Raw genomic sequence first — 15,807 nt, 5'->3', positions numbered from 1 at the left:
CTCCTCTCATGAAACTCGCCACCGCCCTCGTCCACGCCGGCGTGCGCCGCGACCCCAGCACCGGCGCGGTCGCCGTCCCCATCTACCAGTCCGCCACGTACCAGCACCCCGCGCTCGGCCAGTCCACCGGCTACGACTATTCACGCACGCGCAACCCCACCCGCTCCGCCTTGGAGGACGCGCTGGCACAGTTGGAGGGCGGCAGCCGGGGCCTGGCCTTCAGCTCCGGCATGGCCGCGCTGCACTGCGCCCTCCAGCTCTTCGGCCCGGGGGACCACGTCCTCCTCACCGAGGACCTCTACGGCGGCACCTACCGGCTGGCGGACCGCATCCTCCACGTCCCCTGCACCTTCGTGGACACCTCGCGGCCTGGCGCCGTGCAGGACGCGCTGCGCCCCAACACGCGCGCCATCGTCGTGGAGACGCCCACCAACCCGATGATGCGCACGGCGGACCTCGCCGGGCTGGCGGCCATCGCCCGCGAGGCCGGCGTGCTGCTCATCGTCGACAACACCTTCCTCACGCCCTGGCTCCAGCGCCCGCTGGAGCTGGGCGCGGACATCGTCGTCCACAGCGCCACGAAGTACCTGGCGGGACACAACGACGTCGTCGCCGGGGCCCTGGTGGTCAAGGACGCGGCACTGGGTGAACGGCTGGCGTATCTCCAGAACGGCATCGGCGCGATCCTGGGCCCGCAGGACGCGTACCTGGTGATTCGCGGGCTGAAGACGCTGGCGCTGCGCATGGAGCGGCACCAGGCCAACGCGCGCGAGGTGGCCGCCTGGCTGCGCGCGCACCCGGGCGTGGAGCGCGTCTTCTATCCCGGCGTGGGCGGGATGCTGTCCTTCAACGTCGCCCACGCGGCCCTGGTGCCCCAGGTGCTCGCGTCCGTGAAGCTGTGTCTCTTCGCCGAGTCGCTTGGTGGCGTGGAGACGCTCATCACCTACCCCACCACGCAGACCCACGCTGACATCCCCGCCGAGCGCCGGGAGGCGCTGGGCATCTCCGACCGGCTGCTCCGGCTCTCCGTAGGAATCGAGGACTCCCATGACATCATCGACGACCTGGCCCACGCGCTTCGCGACCCGTCTGCTGCACACGGGGCATGAGCAAGACCCCGCCACGGGCGCCGCCGCGGTGCCCATCTACCAGGTGTCCATGTTCGACCAGCCGGGCCTGGAGACACCCGGCGAGTTCGACTACGCGCGCTCCGGCAACCCCACGCGCAAGGCCCTGGAGGGCGTGCTCGCGGCGCTGGACGAAGGCCACGCCGCCTTCGCCTTCGGCTCCGGCATGGCCGCCGTGTCCAGCGTGCTGATGCTGTTCAGCGCGGGGGACCACCTGGTGGTGACGGACGACTGTTACGGCGGCACCTACCGGGTGCTCACCCGCGTCTTCAGCCGCTTCGGCCTGCAGGCCACCTTCGTGGACACCAGCGACCCGGACGCCGTGCGCGCCGCGCTCCGCCCCAACACGCGCGCGCTGCTGGTGGAGAGCGTGAGCAACCCCTTCCTCAGACGCACCGACCTCCCCGCCATGGCCCGGCTGGCCCAGGCGCACGGGGCGCTCCTCATCGTGGACAACACCTTCCTGTCCCCGGCCCTCTCGCGCCCGCTGACGGAGGGCGCGGACATCGTCATCCACTCCGCCACCAAGTACCTGGGCGGCCACAGCGACGTCGTCGCCGGAACCGTGGCGGTGAAGACGCCCGCGCTGGCGCGGGAGCTGGGCTTCCTCCAGAACGCGGTGGGCGCGGTGCTGGGGCCCCAGGACTGCTTCCTCCTCCAGCGAGGCATCAAGACGTTGCAGGTCCGCCTGGAGCGGCAGGTGCGCACGGCGGGCGCGCTGGCGAAGTGGCTCGGCCACCGGCCGGAGGTGCGGCAGGTCTTCTATCCGGGCACCGGCGCGGTGGTGTCGTTCCGGCTGGCCCAGGACGCGCTGGCGGCGCCCTTCGTTGAGTCGCTTCAGCTCCCGCTGCTGGGCGTGTCCCTGGGCGCCGTGGAGAGCATCGTCACCGTCCCGGCGCGGCACTCCCACGCCTCCGTCCCCGCCGCCGAGCGGGAGCGCCGGGGCATCACCGACGGGCTCATCCGCTTCTCCGTGGGACTGGAGGACGGGGAGGACCTGCAAGAGGACCTCTCGAGGGCCTTCGCCCAGGCAGGCCGCGTGGCCGCCTAGGCGCCACCGACGGCGGCGCGGTGGCGTCCGGCCTTCGACGGCCGCTCCGTCTTGCTTGCGCGCCGTGCCCCATCCGAGCATGACAGGGGCACGCGCGCGGGGCCCCCAGCCCCGCCAGACGAGGGAGCGAGCACATGGCCTTGCGGTTCAAGAACCTCGATGGCAGCGGACCGCAGCCGTTCAGCAGCGTCTTCAAGTGGGCCGTGGCCGACAAGCTCGCCGGCCGCCGCCGCAAGGCGCCCGCCCGCGCGGACGTGCCCCGCGTGGAGCCCGACCTCGCGCTGCTCTCCACGCCGCCCGCCCCCGGTGAAGGCGCCCGGCTGACGTGGCTGGGCCACGCGAGCTGGCTGGTGCAGTTGGACGGCGTGTCGCTGCTCATCGACCCGGTGCTGCGCGACGCCATCAGCGGCGTCATCCGCCGCAACGTGCCGCCGGGCGTCCCGGTGGAGAAGCTACCGCCCATCACCGCCAGCCTCGTCTCCCACAACCACTACGACCACCTGGACCTGCCCACGCTGCAGAAGGTGGGCGCGCCCATCGTCACCGGCCTGGGCCACGCGCCGGTGTTCCGGGGCTCGGGCCTGGGCATCACCGAGCTGGACTGGTGGCAATCCACCCAGGTGGGCGCCGTCACGGTGCACTTCGTGCCCTCGCAGCACTGGAGCCGCCGCGGCCTCAACGACGTCAACGAGATGCTCTGGGGCGGCTTCGTCATCGAGGGCTCCAGCGCCCGCGTCTTCCACTCCGGCGACACCGCCTACTTCGAGGGCTTCAAGGAGATTGGCCAGCGCCACCCGGGCATCGACGCGGCCATGCTGCCCATTGGCGCGTATGACCCGGCCTGGTTCATGCGCCGCCAGCACATGAACCCCGAGGAGGCCGTGCAGGCCTTCGAGGACCTGGGCGCCGCGCGCTTCCTGGCCATGCACTGGGGGACCTTCAAGCTCACCGACGAGCCGCTCGACGAGCCGCCCCGCCGCCTGGACGCGGAGTGGACCCGCCGGGGCCTGGCCCGCGAGCGCGTCGAAGTGCTGCCGGTGGGTGGAACACTCACCGTGCGCCACGGTTGAAACCCACCAGGGCCTATGTTGTGGGAGGGGCATGCTCCTGCCCACCCTCCTCGCCCTGACGCTGCATCAGGCACCGTCGTCCCTCACCACCGTCTCTGAACAGAGCGGCTGGAAGCGCACGGGCCGCTACCTGGAAGTGGAGTCCCTCTGCCGCGCCTTCCCCAAGGCGTTCCCCGGCAAGGTGCGCTGCGACACGCTCGGCACCACGCCGGAGGGCCGCCCGCTGCTCGCGCTCGTCGCCAGCGCGGACGGCACCCTCACCCCCGCCGCCGCGGCGAAGAAGCAGCGCCCCGTCGTCTTCTTCCAGGGTGGCATCCACTCCGGTGAGATTGACGGCAAGGACGCCGGCTTCTGGCTGCTGCGCGACTTGCTCGCCGGCAAGGAGCAGCCCGGCGTCCTCAAGCGCGTCACCGCCGTCTTCGTCCCCGTCTTCAACGTGGACGGCCACGAGCGCTTCGGCCCCAACCACCGCCCCAACCAGAATGGCCCCGAGGAGATGGGCTGGCGCGCCACCGCGCAGAACCTCAACCTCAACCGCGACTACGCCAAGGCGGAGGCCCCGGAGATGGTGGCCCTGCTGAAGTACCTCCACGCGTGGGACCCGCTCGTCTACGCGGACCTGCACGCCACCAACGGCGCCAAGTTCGAGCACGACGTGTCCGTGGGCATCGAGCCGCAGAAGTCCGGGCCGGCCCCGCTGCGCGCGCTGGGCGTGAAGCTGCGCGAGGAGCTCTTCACGGAGCTTTCGTCCCAGCAGCACCTGCCCGTGCCCTTCTACCCGTCCTTCATCGAGGACGATGACCCCGCCTCCGGCTTCGCCTACGGCGTGCCGCCGCCGCGCTTCAGCCACGCCTATTGGGCCGCGAACCGCCGCTTCGGCGTGCTGGTGGAGACGCACTCGTGGAAGCCCTACGCGGAGCGCGTGAAGGCCACCCGCGACGTCGTGGCCGGCCTGCTGCGGCTGGTGGCCCGCGACGGCGCCGCCCTGCGCGCGGCGGTGAAGGCGGCGGACGCGGAGGACGCGGCAGGAAAGACGCGCGAGGTGGTGCTCGCGTGGAAGAACACCGAGCAGAAGCGGACCATCGACTTCCGCGGCTACGCCTACCAGCGGGGCGCCTCCGACGTGTCCGGCCAGACGTGGATTCGCTACGACGACACGAAGCCCCAACTCTGGAAGGTGCCCTACTTCGAGGAGGTCCAGCCCGCGCTCACCGTCACGCTGCCCGCCGGGGGCTACCTGGTGCCGCCCGCGCACGCCGCCTGGGTGGAGGCGAAGCTGGCCGCGCACGGCCTGCGCTCCCAGCGCCTCTCCAAGCCCGTGGCCGACGCGGCGGTGGAGCGCTTCCGCGCCGACGAGGCGAAGTGGAGCGCCCAGTCCGTGGAGAACCGGCAGATGCTCGACGTGAAGGGCGCGTGGCAGCCAGGGACGCAGGCGCTCCCCGCCGGCACGCTGTACGTCCCGGTGGCGCAGGAGGGCGTGGAGCTGGTGGCCCACCTGCTGGAGCCCACCGGGCCGGACTCGCTGCTGGCCTGGGGCTTCTTCAACGCCCACTTCGAGCAGAAGGAGTACGTGGAGGACTACGTGCTGGAGCCCTTCGCGCGTGAGCTGCTGGCGAAGGACGCCGCGGTGAAGGCGGCGTGGGAGGCGAAGCTGAAGGACCCAGCCTTCGCCAAGGACGCGCGCGCCCGCCTGCGCTTCTTCTACGAGCGCCACCCGGCCCGCGACGTCCAGCTCCGCGTCTACCCCGTGCTGCGCACCCAGGCCGCGCCGCGGGAGCTGACGACGGTGAAGGCCGCGACGCCGTAGGGCACCCCGGCCGTGAAATGAAGACGCCCCGGCGCCCGTGGGCACCGGGGCGTCTTCGTTTTCAGACCCGCCGACTCCGGCCTCCTCCGTCAACGAAGGCCGGAGCGCCGGGCATCCTCAGCCGATGATGCCCTCGCAGACGCAGTAGCTCTGGTTGCACACCGAGTTCGGGCCGCAGCCGCCGCAGTCCGACTTGCAGGCGCAGGCGCAGGTGTTGGGGTCCGCCTGGTACTGGGGACCGCAGTTCAGCGCGGCGGTGTCGCACACGCAGCCGCACGCGTCCTGGCTGAAGGTGAAGCCCGGCGCGCAGGTGGCCGACTGGACGCACGAGCACGAGCAGGTGTCCGTGTTGCACGTCTCATAGGTGCCGCACGTGCCGCCGCAGTCCGGCGCGCAGGTGAAGGCGCACACCTCGGGGTCCGTGTCACACACCTGGCCCGGCTCACCGCCGCCGCCGCAGTCCGACGGGCACTCGCACTTGTCCGTGGTGCGGTTGCACACCAGCTTGCCTTCGCAGAAGTCCGGGTCGTTCGGGTCGTGGAAGTCGTCGCCCTCGCACGGCGCGGGGACGCCATCCGGGTTGGACGTGCGGTCCGTCCAGTAGCGGTAGGACAGCGCCGCCTGGGTGGTGCCCGGCGACTCCGGGCGACACCCGCCGAAGAAGGACACCGCGCGGCTGATGCCGTCCACGTCGAAGCCGTGGACGCGGCTGCGCGGCAGGTCTCCCGGCGTGGGGCACTGCGAGGCGTTCGCCACCGCCCCCATGGCCACCTTCAGCGAGGCGCCGATGGGCGGCTTCTGCGTCCGGTAGCCCACCGACGCGATGACGCTGTCGATGATGGCGTTGATGGTGGTGGTGATGGCGGCCGAGTCCCGGATGCTGCCGTACACGCCGCCGGTGGCCTGGATGATGTCCAGGTGGCGCGGGTTGCGGGGGTCCTCCTGGTTCTGGCACCAGGTGCTGGTGTCGTTGGTGGCGTTCTCATGCGGGCAGAGGATGCCGTGCACGTCGATGGGCTGGTTCAGCGGGTTGCGGTTCGTCCCGGGCTCGTTGCCCGTCCCCAGGAAGTACTGGGTGTACGTGTCGATGGTGCCGCTGGACTGGTCCCGCGTGTCCGTCAGGACGACGACCACGACCTTGGCGCCCGCGCGGAAGCGCGTCTCCGGCGTGCCCCCCGAAGAGGCCAGCAGGTTGATGACCTCGCGGGCCGCCTGCAGCGGGCGCTCGGTGCCGTTGCCGCTCTGCCCCACCCAGCACTGGGCGTTGGAGGAGCACGTCGTCTGCTGGGAGCCCGGGGGGATGGTGATGCCGGAGCACTGACCGCCACTGCACGTGCTGTTCTGCGTCAGCCAGGCGCGGAACTGGTTGATGTTCCCCGTGAAGCCACGCAGCGTGCCGTTGTTCGACCCACTGCTGTAGGTATACGTGGTGGTCACCATCGCCAGGCGGTAGTCCAGGGTGGCGTTGGCCAGCTTGTCCGCCACGGCCGTGGCCGCGTTGGCCAGCGACTGCTGCGACGAGGCCATGGAGCCGGAGTCGTCCACCACGAAGATGAAGTCCACCACCGCCCGCCGCACGGTGAACTGCTCGCACTGCACCGCGTCCGTGTCGCCGAACTGCGCCAGCGCCGAGCCGCCCGCCGTGTCCGCCGTGGTGAAGAGGCTGCCCGCCTCGTTGTAGCGGGACGTGGGGGTGATGGCCATCACCACCACCACGCTGTCGTCGGAGCGGTGGACATACTGCGCCTGCATGGTGAACGGACCGCTGACGCCGGCCGTGCCCGTCAGCTCACCGGTGCTCCCGGGGACCAGCGAGCGGGTCAGCGTGTTGGTGAACGTCTTCAAATCCCCACCACCCGACATGGCGTAGCGCGCGGACAGCGCGGGGTAGCCGTCCCAGGTGTTGAAGGTCTGCTGGAAGTCACGCGTGGCGGAGTTGAACGACCCGGTGCGGATGCCGGCCTCGTCGCCCGTGGGGTTGGAGGACGAACCGACGCGGCCGCGCTTGTACGCAATCAGCGTCACCTGCTTGGTGGCGTCCCAGCCGATGATGCCCACCGCGTTGTTGCCGTCGCGGATGGTGCGCAGGTTGGCGTCCGTGAAGGTGGAGGGCAGCGCCAGACGGAGGTCCGCGCCGTTCTCCTCCCTGAACGTCACGGTGCGCAGGTTGGCCGTGCGGCAGGCCTGGCCCGCCGGCGTGTTGCCCGCGCCGTCCGCGGGGTCGTTCGGGTTCAGCTCGCCCTCATCCACGCGGCCGTTCTGGTTCGCGTCCTCCGCGCCGTCCTGGATGCCGTCACCGTCGCTGTCGGGGTTCGTCGGGCTGGTGGTGGTGCCCGGGTCCGCGTCGCCCACGTAGCCGCAGTCGCTGCGCGGCGCCTGCGCCGTCGTCACGCCCAGCTCCAGGCCGTCCAGCAGGCCGTCACCGTCCGTGTCCGGGTTGGTCGGGTCCGTCTCGCCCGGGTCCACGTTGCCGTTGCCGTTGGGGTCCTCGCCGCGGAAGCCATCGCGGCCCGGGCCGTCCTGCAGGCCGTCACAGTCGGAGTCCGTCAGGCGCGGGTCCGTCTCACCGGAGTCCACGCGGCCGTTGCGGTTCGCGTCCTCGACGCCGTCGGGGATGCCGTCACCGTCCGTGTCCGCGTTGTTCGGGTCCGTGTTCGTCGCCTCCTCCACCGCGTCCGGGATGCCGTCGAAGTCCGCGTCCGGCACCGACGCGGCGCAGTCCGCCACGCGCGGGTCCGTCTCATTGCCGTCCACGACGCCGTTGCGGTTGACGTCCTCTTCACCGTCGCTGCACGTGTCGCCGTCCGTGTCCGGGGCGAGCGGGTTGGTGTTGGTCCGCGCCTCCAGACCGTCATCCAGGCCGTCACCGTCCGAGTCCCGCTTGCGCGGGTCCGTCTCGCCGGGGCTCACCACGCCGTTGCGGTTGGCGTCCTCGGCGCCGTCCGCCAGGCCGTCACCGTCCGAGTCGATGGCGTTCGGGTCCGTCTCGCCCGGGTCCCTGCGGCCGTTGCGGTTGAGGTCCTCCAGGCCGTCCGGGATGCCGTCCCCGTCCGTGTCCGCCAGCACCGGCGAGGTGCGCGTGGCCGTGTCCTGGTCACCGGGGAAGTTGCAGTCGGGGTCGGGGCTCGCCGTGCGGCCCACCTCCACGCCGTCACGGATGCCGTCGCCGTCCGTGTCGCGCAGGCCGGGGTTCGTCTTCTGGCCACCGGGATAGATGGTGGCGAACTCCTCCGCGTCCGTCAGGCCGTCGCAGTCGGAGTCCTTGTTGACGTTCTCCGGGTCATCGATGTCCGTGGGCACTTCGCCCGGGTCCGGGTCCGGGTCCGGGATGATGCCGGCGTCCTCTTCCTGAGGCTCCGTACCGCCATCATCACCGCCGTCATTGCCACCACCGCCGCCATCGGCGTTCGGTTGTGGATTGGGGTCAGGGTCTTTCCCACCGCCGCAGCCAGTCAGCAACGACGCTGCCAGCAACGCGCAGGTGAAGTACCGCATCAGGGGGTTGCGCATCGTCTTTGACTCCAATGACTCCGACTCCAGGTGGGGGGTGAGTCGAAGCAGACTTCCATTGTAGAGAACGATGGAGGACTTTCCGAGTCCCTGTTCCCTGGGGCAACTCTGAGTCGGGGTCTGGATGCTCCCAGTCCAGTGACGCGGATGGATTGCGCCCAGGCTGTTGGCAAACAGGGTTCGCGGGTGGAAAGCGGTCGGCTATCGTCGCGCCCGTGCCCGTCTTCGGTCTTGCGGCATTGTGGAATGGCTCGGCTCCCCCGGAGCGCGTGGCGGCCTGGGTGGAAGGGATTGGCGAGGTGCTCACCTCCGCGCAGTCACTCCAGCTCGTGGTGGCCTTGCGCCCCGAGGAGGCAGGCATTGAATTGAAGGTGGAGGCGCCGGGCTATCCGCGCTCCGCGGTGGAGCGGCTCGCCGAGGACGCCAAGCGCAGCGGCGGCACGTTCGTGGAGCTGTGGCGGCTTCCCAAGGCGGAGCGGGACGCCTTCCGCGCGACGACCTTCGTGGGTGGCACCACCTACCGGGGAGACGAGCGCTCCGCCGCGGCGCGCGCGCTCCAGCAACACCTGGCCACGCTGCCCGTGAGCAACGAGCGCCCCACCGCGCCCGCCGCCGGAGGGGCTCCCGCCGCGCCTCAAGCCGACGCGCAGCCGCCGTCGGACGCCGGCCCGGCCGCGGCGCCACCCGCTCAGACGCCTGCTCCCCCGGTCGCCAACCAGCCCCACCAGGTGCCCGTCCGCCCGGCGGATGGGCCGCAGCGTCGCGGTCGACGTTTCGCCGTGAAGCTGGAAATGGAGTTCCGAACCGAGTTGGACTTCGTCCGTGAGCACGCCCTCAACATCTCCAACGGCGGCCTCTTCGTGCGCACCGCGCACCGGCCCCTGCCCGACAGCGTCGTCACCGTGGACGTGAAGCTGCCCAACGGCGAGCGCCTTCAAGGAGACGCGGTGGTGGTCCACGTGGTGGACGACCCGTACACGGGCGGCGTGGGGCTGGCGTTCCTCAACGACGACGCCACCTTCGCCCAGACGCTGGACGGCTATCTGGCGAGCCTGGCGGGCGGCGCGGGCTGAACATGATGGAGGACGTGCGGGAAATCTGGCCTCGAGACCATGGCCGCTTCCAGCTCCTGTCCCGGCTGGGACGCGGAGGCATGGCGGAGGTGTTTCTCGCGCGGATGCAGCAGGGCCCGCATACCGGAGCGCAGGTGGCCCTCAAGCGCGTGCGGCCCGAGCGCCTGCGGGACGCGGAGGCCCACGAGCAGCTCCTGCACGAGGCCGAGCTCGCCCGCTGCCTGCGCCACCCGTACATCGTCGGCTTCGTGGAGTACGGCGAGCTGCCGGATGGTGGCTACCTGGCGCTGGAGCTGGTGGAGGGGCCGGACCTGGGCCGCGTGCTGGCGCGGTGCCGGCGCCGCCGCATCGAGCTGCCCGTCGACATCTGCGTGCTCATCGTCCGGCAGGTGCTGGAGGCCCTGTCGCACGCGCACCACGCCGTCAGCACCACGGGCCGGCCCCTGGGCGTGGTGCACTGCGACGTGTCTCCGCACAACGTGCTGCTGTCCCGCACGGGTGAGGTGAAGCTGGCGGACTTCGGCGTGGCGCGCTCCCGTGCGGGCTCGGTGCAGGACATCCGCCGCCTGGGCAAGCAGCACTACCGCTCCCCGGAGCTGCTCGCGGGCGACGTGTCCGTGGCCGTGGACCTGTGGGCGACCGCCGTCCTCCTCTACGAGCTGCTGTCGCTGGAGTCCCCCTTCCCCTCCGGGCCGGAGGAGCAGGTGGAGTCCTCCATCCGCGGCGGCCGGGTGACGCCCGTGCGCGTGCGCGTGCCCGGCATCTCCGGCGCCCTGGCGCAGGTGCTGGACCGCGCGCTGGCGCCCATGCCCACGCAGCGCTTCAGCTCCGCGGAGCAGTTCGCCCGGGCCCTGGCGCCCCTGAGTGATGACCGCGTGGCCACGCCCCTGGCCGTGGCCGCCGTGGTGCGCGGGCTGATGGAGACCTGAGCCCGCTCAGGCCACCTCCTGCCGGCCCACGGTGGGAGGCACCATGCCGGGGTCTCCCTCCACCACCAGCCGGCTGCGCCCGCCGCCCTGCTTCACCACGCGCACCTGGACGCCAATGCGCTCCGCCATGCCGCTGACGTGGGAGATGATGCCCACCTGCCGGCCCGTGGCCTGGAGCGCGTCCAGCGTGGCCAGCGCCACCTCCAGCGTCTCCGGGTCCAGCGTCCCGAAGCCCTCGTCGATGAAGAGCGTCTCCACCTGGGTCGTCTCCGAGGAGAGGGACGCCAGCCCCAGCGCGAGCGCCAGGGACACCAGGAAGCTCTCGCCACCGGACAGGCTGGCCACGCTGCGCACCTCGTCGCCCATGTCCCCGTCCACCACCTGGAGGTCCAGGTCGTGCCCGGGCACGCGCATCAGCCGGTAGCGCCGCGCCAGCTCCCGCAGGTGCGCGTTGGCGTGCAGCAGCAGGGCGTCCAGCGTGAGGCTCTGCGCGAAGACCTTGAAGCGCTTGCCGTCGTGCGAGCCGATGAGGTCGCCCAGCACCTTCCACACCTCCGCCGCGCGGCGGCCCTCCTCCAGCGCGGCGGCTTCGGCGCCGTGCCGCGCGCGCGCCGCGTCGTCCGCCTCCAGCCGCGCGTGCAGCGTGGCCTCGGCGTGGCGGCGGGCCTCGACCTCGGCGCGCAGGCGCTCGCACGCGGGCCCCGCGTCCTGTTCGGAGAGGGACGGCGGGCCGGACGCCTCGTGCCGCGCGCGCCGCTCGCGCCGCTCCGCCAGCACGGCGGTGGCCTGGGCCAGTGACTCGCGCAGCGCCGTCAGGGCGCGGGCCTCCGCCTCACGCCAGGCGGCGTCGTAGGCCAGCAGCGCCCGCACCGCCTCCAGGGTGGTGCCACGCGCGGCGAGCTGCGCGGCCAGGGCGGCGCCTTCCGCCTCTCGCAGGGCCTGCGCCTCCGCCCTGGTGCGCACGGCGTCCTCGGCGCGGGCGGTGGCCACGCGCACGGCCTGGTTCGCCGCCTCCGCGCGCTCGCGCGCCTTCTCGAAGGCCGACTCCGTGGCGTCCAGCCGGGCTTGCAGCTCGGCGCGGACCTCGGCCGTGGGCCGGCCTTGCAGCAGCGCCGCGCGGGCGCGGGCCACCTCACCGCGCTCCTGCTCCTTGAGGACGGCGAGGCCTTGATGTTCCTCCGCGTGGCGGGTGACCACCTCCACCTGCCCCTGGGCCCGGGCGCGGTGCCGCTGCTCCTCGACCTCGCGCAGCTCCGCCTGCTGCCGGGCCTCTTCCTTGCCCTTCCACATCACCACCCGCTCGCCGCATTTGCGGCGGAAGGTGGCCGGGTCGCCCTCCAGCTTCTTGTCCCAGCCCGCGTCCACGGTGAAGACGGGGGACAGCTCCGCGACCACCTGCCGCAGCGTCTGCTCGGTGGCATCGAGCCGGGCGTGGACGTCCTTGAGCACGGCCTCCTCGCGGGACAGGGCCTCCTCCGCCCGGCGCAGCGCTTCCGCCGCCACCTCTCGCCGCGTGCGCTGCGTCTCCAGCGTCGCGCGCGCCTCGCGCGCCGTCCGGGCCAGGGACTCGGCCGCCTGCTCCTCGCCCTTGAGCGCCGCGAGCCGGCCCGCCACCTCCGCGCGCGCCGCCTCCAGCCAGGCCGCGGCCTCGGGCGAGCCGCCCAGCTCGGGCGGTGCCTCCGCGTCGGAGCGCGAGGGCTGGCCCGAAGCCACCGCGAGCGCCTCCACCCAGGCGGAGCACCCGCTCCGCCAGGAATCGCCATGCGCCGTGGCACGCACCAGCGCGGCCTTCTTGCGCGCCCCCGACTGCCCCGCCCGCGTGCTCGCCGCCGCGGCCCGCGCGCTCGCCGTCACCTCGGCCTGCGTCGCCGCGCCTCGCTCCCTTTCCAGCTCCTCCACGCGCGAGGCCGCCTCCGCGACCAGCCCGTCGAGCGCGGAAGCCTCGCGCGCATACGGATGCTCCGCAGCGCCACACAGCGGACAGGCCTCGCCTTCACGCAGCAGCGCGCGCTGGGACGCATACCCCTGCGTCGCCTGCGCCACCGACAACGCGCGCCGCGCTTCCTTCAGCGCCGCCTCGCCCCGACTCCCACGTTCCGCCGCCTCGCGGGCCTCCGCCGCCGCGGCCTCGGCTTCGTCCTTCGCCGCAGCCTCGTCCGCCGCCGCCTCGCGCGTCTCCGCCTCATCCGAGGCCAGCCCCTCATGCGCCGACGTCAGCCGCCGCACGGCCTCCTGACGCGCCAGCAGGGCCTCTCGCAGCGCGCGCCGCTCGGCCCCTGACTCCGTGCCCAGGGCGGCCTCCGCGTGCGTCGCCGCGGCCTGGGCCATCTCCTCCGCACGCGCCGCCGCCTCCTTCTCCTCACGCCGCAGCCCCACCGACTCGCGCAGCCCCTCCACCTCGCCGAGCAGCCGCCCGGACGCCTCACGCGCCTTCCGCCGCTCCGCCTGCGCCACCTCGTAGCGCTCCAGCTCGCGCTGCCAGCGGGGCCACTCGCTCGTGAGCGCCACCCAGTGCGCCTTGTCCGTCAGCCACGCCCGCGCGGCCTCGGCCGCTGTCCGCGCCGCCGCCTCCCGCTCGAGCACCGCCTCCAGCTCCGTCTTCGCGGCCACCACCGCCGCCTGGGACGTCTCCGCGCGCCGCTGCGCCTCCCGCGCCTCCCGGGTGACCCCCTCCAGCCGCGCGTCCAGGCGCGCCGCCTCCTCCAGCGCCGGACGCAGGGCCACGTCCTTCTCCTGCGCCGTCGCGCGCGCGGTCTCCGCATCCAGCAGCGCCACGCGCAGCGCCGAGGACTCCGCCAGCGCCGCCTCCACCTCCGAGGCCCGCGCCACCTGCGCCGCCTCCGCCACCGCCCACGCCCGCTCCGCGGACTCCGCCGCCGTCACCGCGGCCCGGAAGGACTCCGCCTCACGCACCTCCTCCAGCCGGGTGGCGCGCGGCGCCGCCTCCTCCAGCGCCACCCGCGCCGCGTGGACCTTCGTGTCCGCCCCCTGCTCCGCGTCGCGCAGCGCCGCCCGCTCCACGTGCCAGGCCGCGGCGCCCTCCGCCGCCTTGAGCTGGCCTTCCACCGACTGGCGCGCCCGCGACTCCTCGCCGAGCGCCGCCTCCGCCGCAGCCCGCTCCGCCTCCGGCATCAGCGATATCGCCGCCAGCCCCTGCGCCCGCCGCGTGAGCGCCTCCTGCTCCGCCTTGTTCTTCTCGTGCGCGGCGATGGACACCCGGCTGTACACCTCCGTGCCCGTCATCCGCTCCAGCAGCTCCGCGCGCTCGCTCGCATCCGCCTTGAGGAACGCCGCGAACTCCCCCTGCGCCAGCAGCGCGGAGCGCCGGAACTGGTCGAACGACAGCCCCAGCCGCTCCTGGATGGCGGCCAGCACCTCGCCCTTGGTGCGGCCGGAGCGCTGGCCGGTGGCCACGTCCGTCAACTGCATCTCCTGCGGCCGGAAGCGCCCCTCCGCGCGGTTGCGCGCGCGCCACACGGACCAGCGCGCCCGGTAGCGCCGCCCGTCCTTGCCCAGGAAGTCCACCTCCGCGAAGCCCTCGGCCGCGCCCCGGCGCAGCATGCCGCGCACGTCGTAGGCGGACAGCCGCGCCTCCTCGTCCTCGTCCGCGCGGCCCACCGGCACCCCGCCCCGCCCGCCCAGCCGGGGCGTGCGGTCGAAGAGCGCCAGGCACAGCGCGTCCAGCAGCGTGCTCTTGCCCGAGCCCGTGGCCCCCGTGATCGCGAACAGGCCCAGCCGGTCCAACGGCGGCTGGTCCAGCTCCAGCGCGAAGTCCCCCGCGAAGCTCGTCAGGTTGGAACCGCGAATCGCGAGCACCTTCACGGCGACTCCTCCTGCACATCGGTCAGCAACGTATGGAAGGCCTCCAGCAGCGCGGGCGCGGGCGGCTCCTCGAAGTCACGGGCGTAGCGCGCGCGGAAGACGTCCTCCGGCGTGCGCTCCTTCAAGGAGAGCCCCGGCTGCACCTCCGCCAGCGCGCCGCCCGTGCCGGTATAGGCGGGCGTCAGCTTCACCAGCCGCGCGGACTTCCCATCCAGCACCTTCTCCACCTTCTGCCGCAGCGCGGGCTCCGGCCTGGGCAGCGACACGCACACCTCCAGGTAGGGGCGCCGCCACTCCAGCGCCTCCGCGTCGTGCGCCGGCAGGGCTTCGAGCAACGCCAGCACCGCCTCCAGGGGCGCCGCGTCCCGCTCGGGCACCCGCACCATGTCCGTGGTCCTGGGCACGGGGAGCGCCTGCACCGCTCCCAACGCGTCCCCTGCCAGCTCCACCAGCAGCACCTGGTGCCGGTAGCCCGCCTCCGACAGCGACAGGGGCAGCGGCGAGCCGCTGTAGCGCACGCCCTCGCGCCCGCCCACCCGCTGCGCCTTGTGCAGGTGCCCCAGCGCCGCGTACGCCACGTCCTCCGGGAACAGCTCCACCGGGAGCGCGTGCTGATTGCCTCCCAGGATCTTCCGCTCGCTCAGCACGGACAGCTCCGTGCCCGTCATGTAGCAATGCCCCATGGCCACCAGCGCCTGCCCCGCCTGACGCCGGCGACGCGCGGCGGCCAGCACCTCCGCGTAGACGGTGCGCACGCCCTCCACCAACCGGTCCGACGCATCCCCCTGCACGGGCGGCAGGTCCGAGGGCCGCAGGTACGGCACCGCCGCCACCCACGCGCCCACCCGGCCCTTCGCGTCATGCAGCGGCACCAGCAGCCGCTCCCAATCCAACGCCCCTCTCACTCTCGGGAGCCCACCCACCACGCGCACGCCCAGCGCCGCGAACAGCGGGTCCGGCGCGTCCAACCGCGCCGCCGAGTCGTGGTTGCCACCAATCACCACCACGTCCAGCCGGGGCAGCCGCCGCCGCGCCTTCGCGACGAACTGGTACCAGGCCGCCTGCGCCTCCGCGCTGGGGTTCGCCGTGTCGAAGATGTCCCCGGCCACCAGCAGCGCATCCACGGCCTGCGCCTCCAGGGTCTCCAGCAGCCAGTCCAGGAAGGCCGCGTGCTCCGCATCCCGAGAGACGTCGTACAGCGTGTGTCCCAGGTGCCAGTCCGACGTGTGCAGCAGGCGCATCAGGCCTCACCCTCCCTCTTTCCCGTGGCGCTCTGACCGGCGGGCAGCCTCCACCAGGGAGGCTGCTCGCTCCAAGCGGCGGGCGCCTGCTCCCTTACTCCCCCGGTCTGACATGGGCGCAAGTTCCTGTAACTCCAGGCCGTTTCGAAGCGGACGCCCCGCCACGTCCCCCCAGGA

Annotated in this window: 9 protein-coding genes; 6 read left to right on the top strand and 3 right to left on the bottom strand. The window is 73.0% G+C overall.

The features are described 5' to 3' along the window. Window positions 1-8: 8 nt before the first annotated feature. The 4 genes from MYMAC_RS04995 to MYMAC_RS04980 all read left to right on the top strand — a co-directional run bounded on the left by MYMAC_RS04995 (window position 9) and on the right by MYMAC_RS04980 (window position 5,055). Window positions 9-1,109: an aminotransferase class I/II-fold pyridoxal phosphate-dependent enzyme gene (locus MYMAC_RS04995; RefSeq protein ID WP_095957252.1), complete on the top strand. Its 1,101-nt coding sequence runs from the start codon at window positions 9-11 to the stop codon at window positions 1,107-1,109. Beyond that, window positions 1,048-2,178 (top strand): trans-sulfuration enzyme family protein, encoded by a 1,131-nt coding sequence (locus MYMAC_RS04990; RefSeq protein ID WP_095957251.1) that lies wholly within the window; start codon window positions 1,048-1,050, stop codon window positions 2,176-2,178. Before MYMAC_RS04995 ends, MYMAC_RS04990 begins: the two co-directional genes overlap by 62 nt. Before the next feature lie 134 nt (window positions 2,179-2,312). After that, window positions 2,313-3,248, top strand: coding sequence for an MBL fold metallo-hydrolase (locus MYMAC_RS04985; protein ID WP_095957250.1), 936 nt, complete (start codon window positions 2,313-2,315; stop codon window positions 3,246-3,248). Window positions 3,249-3,279: 31 nt separating this feature from the next. Then, window positions 3,280-5,055, top strand: a complete 1,776-nt coding sequence (locus tag MYMAC_RS04980; protein WP_095957249.1) for a M14 family metallopeptidase — start codon at window positions 3,280-3,282, stop codon at window positions 5,053-5,055. Window positions 5,056-5,172: 117 nt separating this feature from the next. On the opposite strand, the gene cglD is transcribed toward MYMAC_RS04980, so the two are convergent. Next, a complete protein-coding gene (cglD, locus tag MYMAC_RS04975; protein ID WP_095957248.1) occupies window positions 5,173-8,565 on the bottom strand; it encodes an adventurous gliding motility lipoprotein CglD in 3,393 nt (1,130 codons plus the stop codon). A gap of 269 nt (window positions 8,566-8,834) precedes the next feature. On the opposite strand from cglD, the gene MYMAC_RS04970 reads away from it, so the two are divergent. Further along, the gene (locus MYMAC_RS04970; protein WP_420810030.1) at window positions 8,835-9,638 is read left to right on the top strand and encodes a TIGR02266 family protein; all 804 of its coding nucleotides are present in this window, start codon (window positions 8,835-8,837) and stop codon (window positions 9,636-9,638) included. Between the two features lie 2 nt (window positions 9,639-9,640). Beyond that, complete coding sequence (locus tag MYMAC_RS04965; RefSeq protein ID WP_095957246.1) at window positions 9,641-10,567, top strand: serine/threonine-protein kinase; 927 nt, start codon at window positions 9,641-9,643, stop codon at window positions 10,565-10,567. A 6-nt stretch (window positions 10,568-10,573) separates the two neighbouring features. Here MYMAC_RS04965 and MYMAC_RS04960 read toward each other — a convergent pair whose 3' ends face one another. After that, the gene (locus MYMAC_RS04960) at window positions 10,574-14,389 is read right to left on the bottom strand and encodes an AAA family ATPase (protein ID WP_095957245.1); all 3,816 of its coding nucleotides are present in this window, start codon (window positions 14,387-14,389) and stop codon (window positions 10,574-10,576) included. Then, window positions 14,386-15,630 (bottom strand): exonuclease SbcCD subunit D C-terminal domain-containing protein, encoded by a 1,245-nt coding sequence (locus MYMAC_RS04955; protein WP_095957244.1) that lies wholly within the window; start codon window positions 15,628-15,630, stop codon window positions 14,386-14,388. The genes MYMAC_RS04960 and MYMAC_RS04955 overlap by 4 nt, the downstream gene beginning before the upstream one ends. Window positions 15,631-15,807 lie beyond the last annotated feature (177 nt).

Source organism: Corallococcus macrosporus DSM 14697 (assembly GCF_002305895.1).
In the GTDB taxonomy this organism is placed as follows: domain Bacteria; phylum Myxococcota; class Myxococcia; order Myxococcales; family Myxococcaceae; genus Myxococcus; species Myxococcus macrosporus.
Note: the sequence above shows the minus strand (reverse complement) of the source record. Positions and strands in the feature narration are given on the sequence as shown.